This window comes from Janthinobacterium sp. FW305-128, assembly GCF_020858135.1.
In the GTDB taxonomy this organism is placed as follows: Bacteria; Pseudomonadota; Gammaproteobacteria; order Burkholderiales; family Burkholderiaceae_D; genus Janthinobacterium.
The window spans coordinates 228,546-247,874 of the sequence record NZ_JACYMK010000007.1 but is presented as its reverse complement, the minus strand read 5'-3'; the positions used below and the strand labels follow the sequence as shown (position 1 = coordinate 247,874).

Genomic DNA, 19,329 nt, shown 5'->3' with positions numbered 1-19,329 from the left:
CGTGAGCGACGCGCATACCATCCGCAACCTGACCACCCTGGTCGGCCTGCGCAGCACCGAAGTGGAACGCCTGCAAGGCGAAATGGCGGCGCAGACGGCCGTGCGCGAGCGCTACCAGAAAAATCTGGAACGCCTGACGGGTCTGTACACGGATAGCGGCCCCAGCGGCGCCCTGCCCCTGGCCCTGTCCGTCAACTGCGGCAACTTCAAGCAAGCCGTCATGCAGATGGCCGACCAGCACCGTACCGACCTGCATTTACACGAGGCCAACATGGCCGTCTCGCAACGCGCGCTCAATACGGCCTGGGCCAAGCGCGAAGTGCTGGACCAGGTGCTGACGCAAAAACAAAAACATGTTGCAAATGAGCAACAACGTGTCGATGCCAAGCGGCAAGACGAGCTGGCGACGCAATTCTGGTTCCGCGGACAGGTAAAATGAGGTTGGTGTAAGTTTCTTTCAGGAAAACTTCACAAAACGGGAATGGGGGTCGCCTTGTACCGGTATATCCCTTTATTCAGGAGTCTGGCATGGCAAACGTAATTACTGCACCGCAATACGATCCGCTCGTCACTGCAAAAAACCTGGCTACCAAGTCGGTCGCGGCGCAGCAGGACAAATTGACTAAGCAAACCGCACTGGCCAACACCACGGCCGCGGCGCTGAACAACCTGAAGCTGGCCATGAGCGCCTTCCAAAGTACGATGACGACCATGAGCAGCAGCAAGTCGCTGCTGAGCCAGTCCGCCACCTTCAGCAATACCGCCTATGGCAGCGGCACGGCCGATGCCACGGCAGTTGCCGGCAGCTATTCCTTTTTCGTGCAGCAACTGGCCACAGCCAGCCAGACTTCGTACAGCGGCCTCGCCAGCAGCCCCGCCGCCGGCAGCGGCACGCTGGCCGTGCGGATCGGCGATCCGCTGGCCCCCGTCACCGCAGACAACAGCTTTGACATCGACCTGAGTGCCGCCGACAAGGATGCCGACGGCAACCTGACGCCGCAGGAAATCGCCGCCGCCATCAATGGCAACAGCAAGAACAATTCGCGCGTGACGGCTTCCATCGTCACCATCGGCAACCAGGCGCAGCTGGTATTGACATCGAACCTGACGGGCAAGGAAAACGCCGTCACGCTGGACGCGTCGAGCGTGACGAATACCGCGCTGACCAAGGCCCTGGTGACGGACGCGGCCACCAACATCAAGGAAGTCGTCAAGGCGCAGGACGCCATCGTCTGGCTGGGCGCAAAGGACACCGGCACGCAAATCACGCAGGCGTCGAATACCTTTACCAACGTGACGGGCGTGAAAATGACCTTCACCAAGGCCATGAACACGGGCGACGCGCCCGTGACGGTCACGGTGGCAACCGACAGCGGCGGCACGGCAACCAATGTGCAGGCATTCGTCGATGCCTACAACAAGCTGAAAAGCGTGCTGGACGGCCTGGCCAGTTCCGGCGACCCGGACAAGAACGTCGCGGCCGGCATCTTTGCCCACGATTCCGGCCTGAACGCCCTGCGCAGCAATTTGAACAATCTGCTGCGCCAAAGCGTCGGCGGCGTCTCGCTGGTCTCCTACGGCGTGACCGCCAACCGCGACGGCACGCTGAGCCTGAATACGGCCAAGCTGACCGCCAAGCTGGCATCGAACCCTGGCGACCTGGACAAGTTGTTTGGCAACAACAGCCTGTCGGCCCCATCGGGCGTGTTAGGCGGCCTGGACAAGGCGTTGGGCCAATGGAGCAATATCACCAAGGGCCAGCTGGTGCAGCGTCTCGATGCGAATACCAGCTTGCAGAAGTCGCTGAGCAAAAGCACCGACCTGCTGACGAGCCAGTACAACACGGCCTACAAGCGTTTCCTGGATCAATATACGCGCCTGCAAGTCATGCAGGAACAGATGTACAAGACGGTCGACATGTTCGACGCCATGTTTGGCAACGACAAATCCTAAGGCGAGCGTGCCTGCCGCGCCGCCGCAAGTTTAGACAGTGAGAAATAAGACATGTTAAACAATGAAGCTTACGGCAACTACCATGCCGTCAACCTGGATGCCCAGACCGCCCGCGCCACACCGGTCGAGCTGGTACTGGTGCTGACGGACGGCCTGCTGGAAGAACTGGCGCGCGCGCGCGGGCATATCGTAGGCAAGCGCTACGAGCAAAAGGCCATCAGCCTGGATAAATGCACGCAGATCATCAACGGTCTGTCGAGCTCGCTCGATTTCGACAATGGCGGCGAAGTGGTCGTCAACCTGGCCCGCCTGTACGACTATTGCGTGGCGCGCCTGTACACGGCCGGCATCAAGCTCGACCCGACCCTGATCGACGAAGTGACGACCCTGATGACCACCATCAAGCGCGGCTGGGTGGGCGTCCAGGCCAACAATGCCTAGGCGCGGCATCCTGCAACAGCTGAACCGGCAATTGAGCGCCGCCATCGCGCAAGCGGATTGGGAAGCAATGGGAAAACTGTCCGCCAGCCTGGCGAAAAACATCCCCCTGCTGGCCGAACGGGGCGCATGGAGTGCGCTGGAACAAACAGAATTGTTGCAATTGCGCAAAAATCACGCGCAAGCGGTTAAAATTTGCTCTGAGGAAAAAGAACGCCTGGGTCAACACCTGGGTGCATTACAGGCAAATAAGGAAGGTTGGGTCGCCTACGCCGCGCTCGGCGAATACGACTCGGACGGGAATCAAGCATGATCATGAACTTCAACACGGCGCCGGCCGCTCCGGCACCGGCGAGCCCTGCGGCAGCTGCACCAGCACCGGCGGCAGCGCCGTCACAGGCCGCCGCCTTGCCCGGCACACCAGGCTATGCCGCTACTGGCGCCGTGCCCTCCGCCCTGCCCCTGTTTGCGCAGGTGCTTGACGTGACGGGCGTGGAAACGGCCGACGCCGACACGCCCGCTCCCGCGAAGGAGAGCGACAGCGACAGCCAGGCCGACAGCAGCCTGCCGGCCATGGCCGCCCCCGTTATCGGCTTGCCGGTGACCATGCTGCCGCCAACGGACGCGGCCGCAGCCGAGGCGCGTGCCGCCGCCCAGGCGCAAGTACAGACACAAGCGCAGACACAGGTGCAGGCGAATGCGGCGCAAGCCAATCCGGCACTCAACATCAGCCTGCATCCGTCGGCGGTCACCCTAAACGCACCGGCAACGGCGCCAGCGCCAGGCCGCGACACGCGCGAGCCGCTGGCCGCCGCCAACCCGGCGACGGCCGCCAAGGGCGGCGCGCCGGCACAGCCGTTCGAATCGCTGCTGCAGCAAAGCGCTCCGGCAACCGCCGTCGCCGCGCCTGCCGTTGCCGCGCGCGAAGGCGAACGTGGCGCCGCGACGCCGGCACCGGCCACGCCCAACCTGGGCCTGACGGGCGCGGTCGGCAATACGGCCACAGCGGCCCCGGCCGGCGACACCATCAAGCTCAACGGCCCAGCCCAGCAATGGCAGGAACCGCTGCGCGAAGCGCTGGGCGAACGCCTGCAGACGCAGATCGGCCGCAACAGCGAACACGCGACGATCCGCCTCGAGCCGCCCATGCTGGGACGCATTGAAATTTCCATCCGCCATACGGCCGGCGCGCTGCAGGTGAACGTCACGGCGTCGAATTCGGAAGTGTTGCGCCAGTTGCAAGGCATCGGCGAGAACATGCGCAGCGACCTGGCGCAGCGCCAGTACACCGACGTGGCCGTCAATATCAGCGCCACCCCGCGCAGCCCCGCTGCCCACGCGTTCGCCGAAGGCGATGCGCGCGGCCAGCGTCAGCCGGGCCGCCAGCAGGACGACGCCGAGCCGGGACGCGCCCTGTCCGACGGCAGCACCGCCGCTACCACATACGCCAGCCACGAGCGAGAGACCGCCTGATGAATATGAAAATGAAACTGATAGCCGGCTTTGTCGGCGTGGCCGTGCTGGCCGCCGGCGCCGCTGGCGGCGCCATCTGGTATTTGGCCAAGCCGGTCGCCGGCCATGCCGATGTCGCCGAAGCGAAAGCCCCGCCACCGCCCGCCACGGGCAAGAAGGCGCGCAAGTTCCTCACGCTGGACAAAGTCATCGTGATGTTGCGCCGCGGCCCCGGCGAAGGCGAAACGCATTACCTGTCGGCCGACCTGGTGATCGCCACCACCGAGGAAAAGGAAAAGCTGACCAAGGATCACTTGCCGCTGATGCGCTCGATCGCCGTCAGCACCCTGTCGAGTTTTCCGCTGGACAAGGCGCAGACCATGACCGTGGAACAATATGCCGAGCAGATCAACAAAGCCTTCAATGTCAGCTACGAGCGTGAACAGATGGAAAAACCGTTCACCGAAGTCATGGTCGGCAAGCTGATCATTGAATAAGCCAACACGCCAGCCGACCTAGTGGGAGATCCCTTGGCCTATGTAGAGCAATACCAGGAAGCGTATGGCGCCGGCGAATATGCGGCCGCCAGCGCTTGCGCGGCCGTGCTCAGCGTTGCTGAAGAGCAACAACATCTGGTGGCGTACTCCCCTTTGGTGAAACGCATCGTGCGCCAGCTCAATTCGCAGGTGTCGGGCGCCATCGACCGCGACGACATGGAACAGATCGGCCTGATGGGCCTGCTCGAAGCCTTGCGCCGCTACGGCGTGCCGGACCAGTCTTTCGGCAGCTATGCCAGCCTGCGCATCCGTGGCGCCATCCTCGATGAACTACGACGCCAGGACTGGCGCCCGCGCGCCGTGCGCCAGGAAAGCCACCGACTGCGCGACAGCGTGCGCGCCCTGACCCGCCGCCTCGGACGCGAGCCGCTGGACGCGGAAATCATGGCCGCGCTGAAGCTGACGCCCGAAGCTTTCCAGGAATACCAGTTGGCGGAAAACGCCGAGCTGATCGCCAGTTTCGATGAAGTGCTGCAGGAAAGCCTGGGACAGGCCGACAGCGCACCGAGCCCGGAAGAGCAATTGATGGTGCGGCGCAGCCTGGAGCAGGCGCTGCGCGCGCTCGACGAACGCGAGCAGCGCGTGATCCAGATGTATTACGAATTCGAACTGAGCTACAAGGAAATAGCCGCCGTACTGGACCTGAGCGACGCCCGCGTCTGCCAGCTCAACAAGACGGCGCTGGGCAAGATGAAAGCCATGCTGCAAGACGCATAAGTTTCAGCACTATCCATCAAATTGACGCAGCACAATGACGCAGAAAGGCAGTTGACATGGTAATTATCGGTATCTTAATCGTGATGGGGTGTGTATTCGGAGGCTTCGCCCTGATGGGCGGCACCGTCCACGCGATCTGGCAACCGGTCGAGTTGATCATCATCATCGGCGCCGCCGTCGGCGCCCTGGTGCTGGGCAACCCGAAGCATGTACTCGGTGAAATGCTGCACCAGATGCGCAAGATCGTCACGCACAAGAAGCAAGGCTCGGAATTCCAGCGCCAGTTGCTGCTGCTGATGTATGAACTGCTGCAAACGGCCGCCGGCGGCCTGAAGGCGCTGGACGCCCACGTCGAGGCGCCGCGCGAAAGCGCCCTGTTCCAGCGCTATCCGCTGGTGCTGGAAGAGCCGAAGCTGCTGGCCTTTATCGTCGACAACTTCCGTTTGATGGCGATGGGCAAGATCAACGCGCATGAACTCGAAGGCGTGCTGGAGCAGGAACTCGAAGCCATCCACGACGAATTGCTGCAGCCGTCGAAGTCCCTGCACAAGATCGCCGAAGCCATGCCCGGCTTCGGTATTCTGGCCGCCGTGCTCGGCATCGTGATGGCCATGAATTCCGTGGCCGACGGCGCCGACGCGGCGGAAATTTCGGAAAAAGTGGGCGCTGCCATGGTCGGTACCTTCATCGGCATCTTCTTTTGCTACGGCGTGCTCGATCCGATGTGCAACATGATGAAACAGCTGGTGGGCGAGGAAGGCTCGACCATGGAATGCGTGAAGGTCGTGCTGGTCACGCACGTGGCGGGCAAACCGCCGCTGCTGGCCATCGATGCGGGCCGCCGCCTGGTGCAGCTGAACATCAAACCGAGCTTCGCCCAGCTGGAAAGCTGGATCAATGCGCTGGAAGATGGCGGCGCCGAACAAGAGCAAGGCCAAGGCCGGGGAGGCCGCCGTGCTAAAGCCGCATGAGAAACATGAACAGGCCATCATCAAGCGTGCCGGCCGCAAGCATGACGACGATGGCCATGGCGGCGCCTGGAAAGTAGCGTTCGCCGACTTTTGCCTGGCCCTGCTGTCGCTGTTCCTCGTGCTGTGGCTGATGGCCGCGCGTGAGCAGCAGGCGATGAAGGAAATCATGATGGACGCATCGGCAGGCAGCCGCCAGGGCGAAGGCCAGGGCGTCATGCCGGAACAGAAAGGCGGCCCGCGCGGCAGCCTGATCGAGCGCTTCCCCATGCCCCGCAAGGGCACCGGCGACACACGCACGGAAGGCAAGCAGACGCAGGACGGCAAGGCTGGCGCCGCGCCGCAAAACCAGACCAAGGTCAGCTACCAGTCGCCGGAAGACTTGCTGTCCCTGTCGCGCGCGCTCGACAAGCTCAGCGACGAAGCGGGACTGAAGAGCAACCTGCAATCGGTGATCACGCCATACGGCTTGCGCGTCATGCTGCACGATACGGACAAGCAAGGCATGTTCGTGCGCGGCAGCGCCGTGCCGACCGACCGTTTCCGCAAGCTGCTGCGCCAGATGGGGCCCGTGTTTGCGCAAATGGAGAACCAGATGCTGATCGTCGGCCATACGGACTCAATGCAATACGCCAATACCGGCTACGAAGGCTTCTCGAACTGGACCCTGTCGGCCAACCGCGCCATGTCGGCGCGCGCGCAATTGCTGATCGGCAGCATGAGTCCGGACAGCGTGCTGCAAGTGGTCGGCATGGCCGACCGCGCGCCGCTGGACGTGAAAAATGCCAGCGCCGGCATCAATCGCCGCATCGAACTGTTAATATTGACGCGTGGCCAGGCCGACAGCATCGCCGCCATGTTCGGCATGGCCGGACAAAAGCCGCAAGGCGACGAGCTGCAGGTGGGTGAACCGGACTCCGGAACCCTGCAACGCCTGCGCGAAAAACTGGGCCTGCCCGCAAAGAAAGATCGGGAAGAGCATGCAAATTAAGGGCAAGGGACAACGTATGAAAATCTCCTCCGGCAACACCGGTGCTGCCGTGCGCAGCAGCGCCGTCGCGCCGGCCGAGGCGATCGCCGAAAACGCGGGCGCCGCCGGCGCCATGGGCGGCTCGTCGGCCGGGGCGGAACTGCAATCGGCCGTGCTGCAGCCGGCCATGGCCGCCCTGCGCGCCATGCCCGAGATCGACCATGAAAGAGTGGCCATGCTGCGCGATGCGCTGGCCAAGGGCGAGTTGCCGTTCGATCCATCGAAACTGGCGGGCCTGATCCAGCGTTTCCACGGCGGCGAATCGTGACCGCGCCGCGCAAGGGCATCACGCGCCAGGAAGCCGTGCGCCGCGTGCTGCAAGGCATGACGGATGACCGCGCCGGCTATGCCGCGCTGCAAACCTTATTGGAAGAGCAATTTCAGGCCACCTTGCACCACCAGAGCACCCGGCTGACGGCGCTGGCCGACCAGGTCGTCGCCGCCGTCGAGCCACTCGACGCACGCCGCCGCCAGCGTGTCAGTCTCGTCACCGCCCTGCTGGGCCCGCAAGGCGACATGCCCCAATTGTTTGCGCTGTTACAAGAAGACGCGCGTGCCACCGCCCAGCGCGACTGGGCCGCGCTCGAGCAGATGGTGCTCGAATGCAAGCGCCTGAATGCCCGCAACAGCGATTTATTAACAGAGCAGTACAGCATCATGCAGCGCGTGCTGCATGGCGAGGAAGATACGTATGCGCCAGGCTGATTTCCTGACCACCCGCGCCACGGCGGCGACGCCATCGACGGCGGCGACCCATGCCGTGCAGAGCAATATGCGCGCCACCGAATCCACGGCCTCCAGCGGCGGCTTTGGCAGCGTGTTCCGGCAAGTACAGGGCGAAGTGGCCCGCTTCATCGAACAGGGCGGCGGCAACGCCACCAACCTGAGCCCGCAAGGACGCGCCTACCTGGAGCAAAGCCAGCCCGTCAATGTGCTGGGCGCCATCAGCCAGGGCGGCGAGATCGGCGAAACGCAGCAGCAATTCCTCGCCTCGATCAAGCCATGGACGGAAGAAACGGGCGCGCGCCTGGGCGTGGCGCCGGAAATCGTCGCCGCCCACGCGGCGCTGGAATCGGGCTGGGGCCAGCGTCCGCTGCGCCAGGGCACGGGCGCGGACACCAATAATCTGTTCGGCATCAAGGCCGGCGGCAAATGGCAGGGCGACGTGGCCAGCAACCTGACGACCGAATACGAGGCCGGCAGCGGCACGGCGCTGAAGAAAACCGAGCGCTTCCGCAGCTACCCGGACCAGGCCAGCGCCTTCCGCGACTATGCGCAAGTGCTCCTCGACAATCCACGCTACCGCGCCGCCCTCAACACGGGCGCCGACGCGGGCGCCTTCGCGCAGGGTTTGGCGCGCGGCGGCTATGCCACCGACCCCAACTATGCCGCCAAGCTGACCCAGCTGGCGACACGTCTGCAGCGCACGGCCGCCGCCGAGTAAGTTCCCTTTAACGGCCGGGAAGTTCGGCCGGCTCCACCACGCCCGCATCGACCACCCTGGCGCGTATCACCGTGCCGCTGGTGGCGTTGCGCACGCGGATCAGCTCGCCAAGCGCGCCCGGATCCATCGCCTCGCCGGCCATGCTCACTTCCACCTGCTCCTTGCGCGCCACGATGTTGACCGCACTGCCCCGCTTGATCAGCACGGGCGAGGCCAGCTGTCCCTGGCGCAGCACTTCGCCGGCACGCAAGCTGCGCCGGCTCGACAGGCCAATCGCGCCAGGCAAGGCAGAAATACTGTCCGGCACCATCGTCACGTCGCGCCGCGCCAGCACCACGTCACCCGATTGCAACGGCGTATTGGCCGTGACGGGGGCGCTGGTGACGGCCACTTGCGCCGTGATGCTGCCGCGCGCCAGCATTTCGTAACGCCATCCGTTGCTTCCAGGACACACTGCGACAAAGCGCATGCGCTGCGCCGAGCGGCTGTCCGCCGTTTCCAGCGCAACGGGCGCGGCGCACGCCGGCATGGGGCGCGTGCTTTTCACGACGGTCACCTGAAACTGGGGTTCCAGCAGTCCCGCCGTGGCCGCCTGCTGTGTCAATTGCTCGCGAGCTAGCTGTTCCACACGTGAAAATATATTGTCGGCTGGCAATTCTGCGCGACCTGCACTACTATATAGGCTGGTCAGTAAAAATAGGCTTGGCAGCAGTATGTGACGACATTGCGCCTTGTTCCACATCACGGAATAGTTCTCAAAGTAAATCATTGCTAACCTTAATCAAAGATACTGAAGCGGCATGACCTTACCATGCGTCAACATGACTTGGCTGGGATTTTACCTCTGCACCACTTATTTTCTGGACCAAACCGCAAAAAGCACGATCGAATTCAACACAAAGGATGACCATGGGGATTAATTTCAAGGATGCGCTGGGCGTGCATGCCGATGCACTCGCACTGCGTGCCGACCGTACACGCGTGCTGGCGGCCAACATCGCCAATGAAAACACGCCCGGCTTCCAGGCCATGGACATGGATTTCGGCAGCGCCCTGCAACAATTGCAGGATAACGAGGCCGGCCTGCTGTCGACCGATGACGATGCCAGTGCCCTGTACCGCGTACCCTACCACCCCAGCCGCGACGGCAATACCGTCGAAATCGGCGTCGAGCAGGCGGCGTTCTCGCAGAATGCCACCGACTTCCAGACCAGCCTCACTTTCGTCAACATGAAACTGAAGGGTCTGTCCAAGGCCATTTCCGGACAATAAGGATCAGCATGAGCTTCCAGGATATTTCCAAGATCGCCGGTTCGGCGATGGCGGCGCAGACCGTGCGCCTCAATACCATCGCCAGCAACCTGGCCAATGCCGATTCCGTTGCCGGTTCCGAAGGCGAAACCTACCGCGCGCGCAAACCCGTGTTTGCGGCCGTGATGGATGGCCCGGGCGCCAGCGGCGCCGGCGGACGCGTTCAGGTGCTCGACGTGGTGCAAAGCGATGAGCCGCTGCGCAAGGTGTATGAACCGGGCCACCCGATGGCCAACGCCGACGGCATGGTGTTCTACCCCAATGTCAACCAGGTAGCCGAGATGACCGACATGATGTCGGCCTCGCGCGCGTTTGAAACCAATGTCGAAGTTCTGGGCCGCATCAAGTCGATGCAGCAATCGCTCCTCAAATTAGGTGAAGCATAATCCATGGAAACCAATCTCTTTACAAACAACACCAGCGGCAGCGGCAGCAACAACAATGCCGTCAAATCGCAAAACAATGCCACCCAGGATATGTTCACCAAGTTGCTGGTCGCGCAGATCAAGAACCAGGATCCCCTGGCGCCGACCGATCCGAGCCAGTTCGTCAATCAATTGACGCAGCAGGCGCAGACGGAAGCGATGCAAAACCTGTCGACGCTGACCAGCGCCAATGCCAGCGTGCTGCAATCGATGCAGGTGCTGGCTCTGGGCGCGCAGGTAGGCTCCGAAGTCATGGTCAACAGCGAAACGGTGCAGCTCGACAAGAGCAAGGTCAGCGGCAGCATCGCGCTGGCGGCCGGCACCACCAAGACCACCGTGACCCTGAAAGGCATCGACGACAAGGAATACAAGATCGAACTGGGCGCCAAGTCGGCCGGCACGGTGCCGTTCACCATCGATCCCGTCGCCTTGGGTTTGCCTGCAGGCACGTACACCATGGCGGTCACCACCAATGGCACCGAAAAACCATCGGTCGACATCGCGGGCAAGCTCAATAGCGTGCGCCTGTCGTCCGGCGGCAGCATGATTTTGAGCGTGTCGAACCTGGGCGAAGTCAACCCTGGCGCGATCACCGGCTTCAACGGCAAGACGGCCTGATCCGCTCGCCCCTTCGTTTCCTGAACACTAATCTCGTCCTTCACTAAAGGAAGTCAACATGAGTTTCGACATCGCCCTGTCCGGTATCCAGTCCATCAACCAACAGTTGAACAGCACCAGTAACAATATCGCCAATGCCGGCACCTACGGCTTCAAGAGCAGCCGCGCCAACTTTTCGGCCATGTATGCCGGTTCGCGCGCCACGGGCACGGAAATCGGCTCGATCACGCAAAGCATGTCGCTCACTGGCGGCGTGCTGAACACGGGCCGCGCGCTCGACGCGGCCATCGACGGCCGCGGCTTTTTCGTCGCGCGCGATGCGCAAAACACCATGAGCTACAGCCGGGTCGGCATCTTTTCGGCCAGCAGCGATGGCAAGCTGATCGACTCGAACGGCCGCCTGGTACAGGGCTATGCCGCCGTCAAAGGCAGCACCACCCTGGGCACCATGGGCGACATGAACATTCCGACGGGCCAGATTCCCGCCGTGGCATCGACCAAGCTGGCATATGCCGCCAACATGTCGTCCGAATGGACCATCAAGGCTGTGCCTTTCAACAAGACCAACGAACTGAGCTACAACAGCGCCAAGTCCTCGATCGTCTACGATTCGCTGGGCGCCAAGCACTCGCTGGGCCAGTACTTCGTCAAGACGGCGACGGGCGTGGACGTGCACTACACCTTTGACAATACCGATGTGACGCCGGTGACGAGCATGACCTTCGACACGAACGGCAAGCTGGTGACCGGAACGACCGCCACGCCGGTGTTCCCGACGCCGCCTGGCGCCGCAGCGCTGTCGATCGCCATCGACTACACGGGCACGACCCAGTTCGCCGGTGAAGCGACCACCTCGACCGACCGCGCCGACGGCTATGCCTCGGGCACCTACACGGGCGTGGAACTGGCCGACGACGGCTCCGTCGTGGCCAAATACACGAACGGCCAGAAGCAAAGCATCGGCGTGATCGCCCTGGCCACCTTCCCTGACGAAGGCGGGCTGACGGCCGTCAACGATACCAGCTGGGTCGCCTCGACCACCTCCGGCACCGCCATCTATGACCGTCCGGGCGTCGGCATGGCCGGCAAACTGGTGACGAGCTCGCTGGAACAGTCGAACGTCGACATCACCTCCGAACTGGTGGGCCTGATGACGTCGCAGCGCAACTACCAGGCGAACTCGAAGGTCATCTCGACCGAGAACGCCATGCTGCAATCGCTGATGCAAGCGCTGTAATCCACGATACGCAAAGGTAAAAAGCAATGGATGCGCTGATTTATACCGCCATGAGCGGGGCCGACCGTGCCCTGCGGGCACAGCAGGTACACGCCAACAACCTGGCCAATATCGAGACGGGCGGCTTTCGCGCCAACCTGGAAGTGTCCACTGCCCAGCCGCTGCAAAACGGCTATGGCTACGACGACCGCCACATGACGCAGACGCAGTCGAGCGCCGTCGGCACGCGCACGGGCGCCATCAAGGAAACGGGACGCGAACTCGACGTGGCCGTCACGGGCCCCGGCTTTCTCGCTGTGCAATGGCAGAACGGTGAAGCCTACACGCGCGCCGGAGCCATGGACCTCGATGAAACGGGCGCGCTGACCATCAACGGCCGGCCCGTGCTGGGCGAAGGCGGTCCGATCACGATTCCCGAGCACACCAGCCTGTCGATCGGCGCCGATGGCACGATTTCCATCCAGGTGCCAGGGACGGCGCAAATGCAGACCGTCGACAAGCTCAAGCTGGTCAATGCGGAATCGGGCGAGTTGACGAAGAACGAGGCGGGCCTGATCGTGGCACGCAGCGGCGAAGACTTGCAGGCCGACCCGGCGGTGCGCCTGCGCGACCGTCACCTGGAAGGCAGCAACGTGTCGGCCGTCGAGGAAATGGTCGCCACCATGAGCCTGAACCGCAGTTTCGAAATGCAAATGAAAATTTTCAAGGCCAGCGACGCGATGACCGAGTCCGGCAACCGCCTGCTGGGCGCCTGAGCCCAACGCCAACCAATTACCAGGAGTAAATCATGAATCCAGCAATGTGGATCAGCAAGACCGGCGTGCAGGCACAAGACGCCAAGCTGCAAGCCATCGCGAACAACCTGGCCAACGTCAATACCGTTGGCTTCAAGCGCGACCGCGTCGTCTTTGAAGACCTGTTTTACCAGGTCGAGCAGCAGCCGGGCACGCAGCGCGCCGACAATACCCTGTCGCCATCGGGCGTGCAGCTGGGTAACGGTACGCACATGGTCGGCACGCAAAAGGTGTTTACCACCGGCAGCCTGCAAACGACGAGCCGCGAATTCGACGTCGCCATCACCGGCAACGGCTTCCTGCAAGTGCTGCGCCCGAACGGCGAAGCGGCCTACACGCGCGCCGGCCAGCTCGGCATCAATGAAAACGGCGTGATGGTCAACGCCCAGGGCTTGCCGCTGGTGCCGCAGATCACCGTGCCGAACAATGCGACGGCGATCACCATCGGTGAAAACGGCATGGTCACGGCCACCGTGCCGGGCAACGTCAACGGCACCCAGCTGGGCCAGCTGAACCTGACCAGCTTCGTCAACCCGACGGGCCTGCTGGCACTGGGCGAAAACCTGTTCCAGGAAACGGCATCGAGCGGCACGCCGACGGAAGGCCGTCCCGGCGAAGGCGCACTGGGCAAGCTGAAACAGTTCGCGCTGGAAGGCTCGAACGTGCAGGTGGTCGAAGAGATGGTCGACATGATCGCTGCCCAGCGCACCTATGAAATGAACACCAAGGTGCTGTCGGCCGCCGACAATATGCTGCAATACCTGGCGCAAGCGGCACGCTGATGAGAATCGCCATGAAAGCCACGGCAGCCATGCTGCTGGTGTTGATGGCCGGTTGCGCCAGCCAGCCGGCCGCGCCGGTGGCGCCCAGCTTTTCCGATACGCCGCTGCCCGTGGCGCCGCGCAGCGCTGCGCGCGGCGGCGTGGGCGGCGGCGTTTTCAATCCCGACGCGGGCCTGGACCTGATCTCGGACAGCCGCGCCTTCCGCGTCGGCGACGTCGTCACGGTGGCCCTGCAGGAAACCACGCAGGCGAGCAAGAAGGCCGGCACCTCGTTCAACAAAGGTTCGTCCGTCGGCGTGAATGCGGCCAACATCCTCGGCAAGACCTTCCCCAAGACGGGCATCGACCTGTCGGCCGACCGCAACTTCGCCGGCGACTCGACCAGCACGCAGCAAAATGCGCTATCCGGCGCCATCACCGTGATCGTGCAGGAAGTGCTGCCGAACGGCTTGCTGCGCGTGCAGGGCGAGAAAACGCTGACCCTGAACCAGGGCGAGGAATTCGTGCGCCTGCGCGGCTACCTGCGCGCGGCCGACATCGATTCGAACAACCAGGTCTCGTCCCTGCGCATCGCCAATGCACAGATCGCCTATTCCGGCCAGGGCACCCTGGCCGAAGCCAATACACCAGGCTGGCTGACGCGCTTCTTCGTCGGCCCATGGATGCCGTTTTAAGGTGAGCTCATGAAATTTCGTTCCGCCCTGCCCCTGGCAGCCATGCTGGCCGCGCTCTCCGGCTTTGCCCTGCCCGCCAGCGCCGCGCAAGTGCTGCGCAACCTGGTCAGTATCGAGGGCGTGCGCGACAACCCGCTGGTCGGCTACGGCCTCGTCGTGGGCCTGAACGGCAGCGGCGACACCACCCAGGTGAAGTTTTCCAGCCAGTCCGTGGTCAATATGCTCAAGCAATTCGGCGTGAAGATGCCCGACGGCGCCGAAGCAAAAAGCAAGAACGTCGCCACCGTCATGGTCAGTGCCGTGTTTCCCCCAGGATACCGCCGTGGCCAGGCCATCGATGTCACCGTGTCGTCCCTGGGCGATGCGAAAAGCTTGCGCGGCGGCACCTTGTTGCTGACGCAATTGCGCGCGGCCGACAACGAAACGTATGCGCTGGCACAAGGCAACGTCGTCGTCGGCGGCTTGAACGCCACCGGCAAGAGCGGCTCGTCCGTCACCGTCAACACGCCAACCTCGGGCCGCATTCCCAACGGCGCCAACATCGAACGCGAAATCCTCAGCGATTTCTCGACCAAGCCGACCGTCACCCTGAACTTGCGCCACCCGCATTTCGAGACGGCCATCAATATCGTCGAAGCCGTCAACCGCCGCTTTGGCGCCGTCGCCACCACGCGCGACGCCACCAGCGTGGAAGTACTGGCGCCGGAAAACCCGACCCAGCGCGTGGCCTTCATGGCCAAGCTCGAAGCGCTCTCCGTCGATGTCGGCGTCGATACGCCGAAAGTGGTCTTCAATTCGCGCACCGGCACCGTGGTCATCGCCGAAGGCTTGCGCGTCAAGGCGGCCGCCGTCACGCACGGCTCGCTCAAGGTCGTCATTTCCGAAAGTTCGGCCGTCAGCCAGCCGGCGCCGTTCGGCCGCGGCCAGACCACCGTTACGCCGCAGTCGAAAGTGTCCGTCGACCAGGGCAATGGCAATATGTTCAAATGGCCGGCCGGTGCCAAGCTGCAGTCGATTATCGACGTGGTCAACAGCCTGGGCGCCTCGCCCGATGACATCATGGCAATTCTGCAAGCCCTGGACCAAGCAGGGGCCATCGAAGGCGAACTGGTGGTCATATGATGAATATCAACGACAGCAGCGGCGCCCTGCCCTCGGCCCTCGACGACAAGACGCCCGCCGCGGCCACGCCGGCCGATCCCCGTTATGCGGCCAAGGCCACCGAGGCGGCCGTCAAGTTCGAAGCCTTCTTCATCTCGCACATGCTGCGCCAGATGCGTTCGGGCACGCGCGAGATGGCGGGCGAAGACAGCGTCTTCAAGGACCCGGTCAACAGCGACATGCTGGAAATGGCTGATAACCTGGTGGCCGACAAGATGGCCGGCCAGCGCGCCTTCGGCATCGCCGACGCCATCCTGCGCCAGCTGCTGCCGCCTGCCGGCGCCCCGGTGACAGCCCGTGGCGCTGTCAAGACCGACAATATTGCGGCGCCGCTTAATAAATCCGTCTGAAGCGTCGCCTGTACAAGGTAACAACGATTCAGTGCCTGCCCACCCGCACGCGCCACACTCTTCACGAAAGAAACTTGCCCAATGAGCATCATCAGCAATGCATTGTCAGGCAGCATCGCCGCCCAGGCCGCACTCAATGCGGCCAGCCAGAACATCGCCAACCTGCAAACGGCGGGCTATACGCGCCAGGGTGTGCTGCTGTCATCGCTTGGCGCCACCGCCGGCGTGCGTTCGGCCGGCAATGGCGTGGAAGTGTCCGCCTTGCTGCGTTTTGCCGATGCTTATAAGAGCCAGCAAATGTGGCGTGCCGCGTCCGACCAGGGCGCCCGCTCGCAGACCCAGCCTTACCTGACCCAGCTCGAGCGCGTGATGGGCGACGATGCGTCGAGCATCAGCAATGGCATCGACGGTTTCTTCAAGGCCCTGAACGCGGCCGCCGTCGACCCGACGTCGACGCCGCTGCGCCAGCAGATCGTCACTTCCGCCGATGCCATGGCGCAGCGCTTCAACAGCATCAGCACGGTCATGGGCAACCAATTGCTGTCGGTCCAGCAACAACGGGCAGCGATTGTGCCGCAAGCCAATACCACCCTGGCCAATATCGCCGCGTTGAACCAGCGTATCAGCACCTCCACGGCGTCGGGCACGAACGTGTCGTCGCTGATGGATGCGCGCGACCAGCTGATCGATGGCCTGGCCTCGCAAATGGGCATCGAGGTGCTCGACCAGCCGGACGGCTCGCGCAATGTCTCGCTGAAGTCGGGCCAGCCGCTGGTCATCGGCAGCCTGGCCGGCACCCTGAGCAGCACCATGACGAACACGGGCGACCAGACGCTGAGCCTCGATTTCGCCAAGTCCTCGTACACGCTCGATCTGGTCGCCATCGGCGGCCAGATGGGCGGCCTGGGCGAGTTCGAAAAAAATACCCTGAAACCGCTGCAGCAGTCGCTGCAGGACATGGCCACCCAGTTGACCAGCAAGGTCAACGCGCAACTGGCGCTGGGAACAACCATGGCCGGCACGGCCGGCGGTCCCCTGCTGGCCTACGCGAACGGCAAGCTGAGCATTACCCCTGGCTTCAACGCCAAGGACCTGGCCCTGTCGCTGACGGGCCAGGCCGGCGACAGCGGCAACTTGCAGAAATTGATCGACATCAAGAATCAACCGATCAACGTCAGCTGGGTGGGTTCCGTCCTGATGAGCGACGCGGACACGCAGCTGGTCGGCAAGCTGGCGATCTACAGCCAGCAGAACCAGGCCTTGCTGAAGACGGCCAGCACGGTGCGCGCGCAAGCGATCGACGACTGGAAATCCACGAGCGGCGTGAACAAGGACGAAGAAGCGATGAACCTGGTCGAATTTCAGAATATGTACCAGGCAAACATGAAAGTCATTTCCGTGGCGAATACCTTGTTTGACGCCACTTTGCAAATGATGGGTTAAGGAGAAGATCATGCGTGTTGCCAGTAGCCAGTACCAATCGCTGATTAATATTTCTCTTCAGCAAAATCAAGAACGCATCAATTACCTGACCCAACAGATGGCGTCGGGCTTGCGCATCCAGCTGCCGTCGGATGACCCGATCGGCAACGTGCGCATTTCGCGCCTGACGCGCGAGCAGGCCATGGTCACCCAGTACCAGGACAATATCGCCACAGTCAAAGTGCGCCTGCTGAAAAACGAAAACTACCTGTCGAGCATGGTTACCGACATGGGCCAGGCGCGCGACCTGCTCGTGTGGGCGGCCGACGGCAGCAACGCCCCCGACGACCTGAATGCGATGACGCAATCGCTGGTCGCCATGCGCGACAGCGTGCTGTACACGGCCAACCTGAAGGACCAGGAAGGCCGCTACATGTTTTCCGGCACCGCCACCGACCAGCCGGCGATCAAGTACGACGCGACGGCGGCTGCCGGCTCGCGCTACAGCTACATCGGCAATACCGACACGCAGACCGTGGTGGTGGGCAATGGCGTGACGCAGGCGGCCAACGTCGACGTGAAGAATCTGGAAGTATGGCTCAACAAGATCGACCAGGTCATCACCACCCTCGGCACGCCGGGCGTCAGCCCGAACGACCCGGCCGTGCGGGCCGTGGTGGGCGCAGGCCTGAATGGCACGGATGACGGCATGGATCTGCTCTCGGGCAAGATCGCCATCTTCGGCGGCGCGCAGAACATTCTGTCCACCTTGTCCGGCAACCTGGCCAATGTCTCGCTGTCGAACGATTCGGCCCTGCTGGACCTGAAAAAGACCGACATGGGCGCGGCGGCCATCGAACTGACCGGCTACCAGACAGCCCTGCAGGCAACATACAAGGCATACGCCAAGGTTGGCACCATTTCCCTGTTTGATCTTCTCTGACCATCATGCAAATCGTTCAGACTCCCTCCTCTTCCGGCGTCAATGCCAAAGGCGCCGGCACAGCCCGCGTCGTCGATGACGCGTCCGCCGCCATCAACGGCAGCGCCAGCGCGCGCAGCGATGCGCCGGCGGCGAAGAGGTCGACGGCGAGCCTGCAACGCGGCCTGAGCAACTGGGATCACCAGCTGCAGGGGGAGATTTCCAACGCGCAGCAAACGCTCGACTACCTGGAACGCAGCAGCAGCCAGTTGCAAGCGCTGAAAAGCGAGCTGGCGGCCAAGCTGGCCGCGCGCCAGGGCCGCGAAGGGCAAGTCGAAGCGAGAGTACGCCAGTTCAGCAATACCTGGCGCCAGCGCGCCAGCGCCTCGGGCGGCACGCTCGACGCACAACTCAGCTATACCAGCCCGCGCGCGGCACAGCAAAACTTCAGCATCCGCGGCCTGACCATGGCCAGCCTGCAGGAAGGCCCGCAGGAAGTGCTGGCGTTTTCCGTCGGCGGCGCGAACCAGGCATTGCGCTCGGTCAATATCGAACCTGGCCTGAGCGCGAACGAAATCGTCTCGCGCTTCGACCGCGCCTTGATGCCATCGGGTATCGGCGTCAAACTGGGCGAGAATGGCGAACTGGTGTTCAGCACGTCGGAAGCGGCCTGGGCCAACGTGCGCGACAGCCTGTCCGTGCGCGGCAGCGGCATCCGCTATCCGACCGGCCAGATGAGCCGCGTGCGCACGGATGCGGAGCCGGCCGCCATCGCCCCGGAAGAATGGCATACCGGCGACGTGGAAGCCCTGCGCGCCACCTTGCAGCAAGTGGTGCAGGCGCTGGCGCAGTTGCAGGCGGCGCGCAGCTCCGTCAGCCTGGCCCTGGCGCAGGCGACGGGACGAGTTGCCCGAGCGCAACCGGTGCAGGTGCACGTCAGCATGGATACCCTGGCGGAAAACTTCACGCAAAAGGCCAGCGAGCCCGGCTATGAATCGCTGCTGGCGATCAGCTCGGCATTGGTCGGCATCAGCCGCGAGAGAGTCGTCGCCCTGCTGGGCCTCGAATAATCGC

The 19,329-nt window shown here is 63.2% G+C and carries 25 protein-coding genes; 24 read left to right on the top strand and 1 reads right to left on the bottom strand.

Going from position 1 to position 19,329, the window contains the following annotated elements:
- The first annotated feature begins 1 nt into the window (after position 1).
- From IGS60_RS16605 to IGS60_RS16550, 12 genes are all read left to right on the top strand, one after another.
- On the top strand, positions 2–439 hold the full coding sequence (locus IGS60_RS16605; RefSeq protein ID WP_070289072.1) for a flagellar export protein FliJ: 438 nt from the start codon (positions 2–4) through the stop codon (positions 437–439).
- Between the two features lie 89 nt (positions 440–528).
- Positions 529–1,953: a flagellar filament capping protein FliD gene (fliD, locus tag IGS60_RS16600; RefSeq protein ID WP_121669189.1), complete on the top strand. Its 1,425-nt coding sequence runs from the start codon at positions 529–531 to the stop codon at positions 1,951–1,953.
- A gap of 51 nt (positions 1,954–2,004) precedes the next feature.
- Positions 2,005–2,394, top strand: a complete 390-nt coding sequence (gene fliS, locus IGS60_RS16595; RefSeq protein WP_070219791.1) for a flagellar export chaperone FliS — start codon at positions 2,005–2,007, stop codon at positions 2,392–2,394.
- Between the two features lie 31 nt (positions 2,395–2,425).
- The gene (locus tag IGS60_RS16590; protein WP_227742152.1) at positions 2,426–2,704 is read left to right on the top strand and encodes a hypothetical protein; all 279 of its coding nucleotides are present in this window, start codon (positions 2,426–2,428) and stop codon (positions 2,702–2,704) included.
- Entirely contained in the window at positions 2,701–3,864 is a 1,164-nt protein-coding gene (locus IGS60_RS16585; RefSeq protein ID WP_230505567.1) for a flagellar hook-length control protein FliK, read from the top strand. The genes IGS60_RS16590 and IGS60_RS16585 overlap by 4 nt, the downstream gene beginning before the upstream one ends.
- 11 nt (positions 3,865–3,875) lie before the next feature.
- Entirely contained in the window at positions 3,876–4,340 is a 465-nt protein-coding gene (locus tag IGS60_RS16580) for a flagellar basal body-associated FliL family protein (RefSeq protein WP_306798497.1), read from the top strand.
- Positions 4,341–4,373: 33 nt separating this feature from the next.
- On the top strand, positions 4,374–5,117 hold the full coding sequence (locus IGS60_RS16575) for a FliA/WhiG family RNA polymerase sigma factor (protein ID WP_046684903.1): 744 nt from the start codon (positions 4,374–4,376) through the stop codon (positions 5,115–5,117).
- A 56-nt stretch (positions 5,118–5,173) separates the two neighbouring features.
- Complete coding sequence (gene motA, locus IGS60_RS16570) at positions 5,174–6,088, top strand: flagellar motor stator protein MotA (RefSeq protein ID WP_034757817.1); 915 nt, start codon at positions 5,174–5,176, stop codon at positions 6,086–6,088.
- Positions 6,015–7,076 (top strand): flagellar motor protein MotB, encoded by a 1,062-nt coding sequence (locus tag IGS60_RS16565; protein ID WP_070219910.1) that lies wholly within the window; start codon positions 6,015–6,017, stop codon positions 7,074–7,076. Before motA ends, IGS60_RS16565 begins: the two co-directional genes overlap by 74 nt.
- Before the next feature lie 16 nt (positions 7,077–7,092).
- The gene (gene flgM / locus IGS60_RS16560) at positions 7,093–7,383 is read left to right on the top strand and encodes a flagellar biosynthesis anti-sigma factor FlgM (RefSeq protein ID WP_034757812.1); all 291 of its coding nucleotides are present in this window, start codon (positions 7,093–7,095) and stop codon (positions 7,381–7,383) included.
- Complete coding sequence (gene flgN, locus IGS60_RS16555; RefSeq protein ID WP_083287147.1) at positions 7,380–7,820, top strand: flagellar export chaperone FlgN; 441 nt, start codon at positions 7,380–7,382, stop codon at positions 7,818–7,820. The genes flgM and flgN overlap by 4 nt, the downstream gene beginning before the upstream one ends.
- On the top strand, positions 7,807–8,559 hold the full coding sequence (locus IGS60_RS16550) for a glycoside hydrolase family 73 protein (RefSeq protein WP_070219908.1): 753 nt from the start codon (positions 7,807–7,809) through the stop codon (positions 8,557–8,559). The genes flgN and IGS60_RS16550 overlap by 14 nt, the downstream gene beginning before the upstream one ends.
- A gap of 7 nt (positions 8,560–8,566) precedes the next feature.
- Here IGS60_RS16550 and flgA read toward each other — a convergent pair whose 3' ends face one another.
- Positions 8,567–9,187, bottom strand: coding sequence for a flagellar basal body P-ring formation chaperone FlgA (gene flgA / locus IGS60_RS16545; RefSeq protein ID WP_227742151.1), 621 nt, complete (start codon positions 9,185–9,187; stop codon positions 8,567–8,569).
- A gap of 281 nt (positions 9,188–9,468) precedes the next feature.
- Between flgA and flgB the strand changes: the two genes are divergently transcribed.
- The 12 genes from flgB to IGS60_RS16485 all read left to right on the top strand — a co-directional run bounded on the left by flgB (position 9,469) and on the right by IGS60_RS16485 (position 19,325).
- Positions 9,469–9,831, top strand: coding sequence for a flagellar basal body rod protein FlgB (gene flgB / locus IGS60_RS16540; RefSeq protein ID WP_034758109.1), 363 nt, complete (start codon positions 9,469–9,471; stop codon positions 9,829–9,831).
- Between the two features lie 8 nt (positions 9,832–9,839).
- Positions 9,840–10,256 (top strand): flagellar basal body rod protein FlgC, encoded by a 417-nt coding sequence (flgC, locus tag IGS60_RS16535; RefSeq protein ID WP_034757795.1) that lies wholly within the window; start codon positions 9,840–9,842, stop codon positions 10,254–10,256.
- Positions 10,257–10,259: 3 nt separating this feature from the next.
- Positions 10,260–10,913 (top strand): flagellar hook capping FlgD N-terminal domain-containing protein, encoded by a 654-nt coding sequence (locus tag IGS60_RS16530; RefSeq protein ID WP_070219904.1) that lies wholly within the window; start codon positions 10,260–10,262, stop codon positions 10,911–10,913.
- A 58-nt stretch (positions 10,914–10,971) separates the two neighbouring features.
- Positions 10,972–12,150 carry a flagellar hook protein FlgE gene (locus IGS60_RS16525; RefSeq protein WP_070219903.1) on the top strand — a complete coding sequence of 393 codons (1,179 nt, stop codon included), beginning with the start codon at positions 10,972–10,974 and terminating at the stop codon, positions 12,148–12,150.
- A 26-nt stretch (positions 12,151–12,176) separates the two neighbouring features.
- Positions 12,177–12,905, top strand: coding sequence for a flagellar basal body rod protein FlgF (locus IGS60_RS16520; RefSeq protein ID WP_070219896.1), 729 nt, complete (start codon positions 12,177–12,179; stop codon positions 12,903–12,905).
- Positions 12,906–12,937: 32 nt separating this feature from the next.
- Positions 12,938–13,726 (top strand): flagellar basal-body rod protein FlgG, encoded by a 789-nt coding sequence (gene flgG / locus IGS60_RS16515; RefSeq protein ID WP_170909686.1) that lies wholly within the window; start codon positions 12,938–12,940, stop codon positions 13,724–13,726.
- Between the two features lie 11 nt (positions 13,727–13,737).
- Positions 13,738–14,400 (top strand): flagellar basal body L-ring protein FlgH, encoded by a 663-nt coding sequence (flgH, locus tag IGS60_RS16510; RefSeq protein ID WP_046685514.1) that lies wholly within the window; start codon positions 13,738–13,740, stop codon positions 14,398–14,400.
- A 9-nt stretch (positions 14,401–14,409) separates the two neighbouring features.
- Entirely contained in the window at positions 14,410–15,522 is a 1,113-nt protein-coding gene (locus IGS60_RS16505) for a flagellar basal body P-ring protein FlgI (RefSeq protein WP_070219890.1), read from the top strand.
- Entirely contained in the window at positions 15,522–15,911 is a 390-nt protein-coding gene (locus IGS60_RS16500; protein WP_070219914.1) for a rod-binding protein, read from the top strand. Before IGS60_RS16505 ends, IGS60_RS16500 begins: the two co-directional genes overlap by 1 nt.
- A gap of 81 nt (positions 15,912–15,992) precedes the next feature.
- Complete coding sequence (flgK, locus tag IGS60_RS16495) at positions 15,993–17,354, top strand: flagellar hook-associated protein FlgK (protein WP_070219888.1); 1,362 nt, start codon at positions 15,993–15,995, stop codon at positions 17,352–17,354.
- Positions 17,355–17,364: 10 nt separating this feature from the next.
- Positions 17,365–18,276: a flagellar hook-associated protein FlgL gene (gene flgL / locus IGS60_RS16490; protein WP_070219886.1), complete on the top strand. Its 912-nt coding sequence runs from the start codon at positions 17,365–17,367 to the stop codon at positions 18,274–18,276.
- 5 nt (positions 18,277–18,281) lie between these two features.
- Complete coding sequence (locus IGS60_RS16485; protein ID WP_070219884.1) at positions 18,282–19,325, top strand: hypothetical protein; 1,044 nt, start codon at positions 18,282–18,284, stop codon at positions 19,323–19,325.
- Positions 19,326–19,329: the final 4 nt, after the last annotated feature.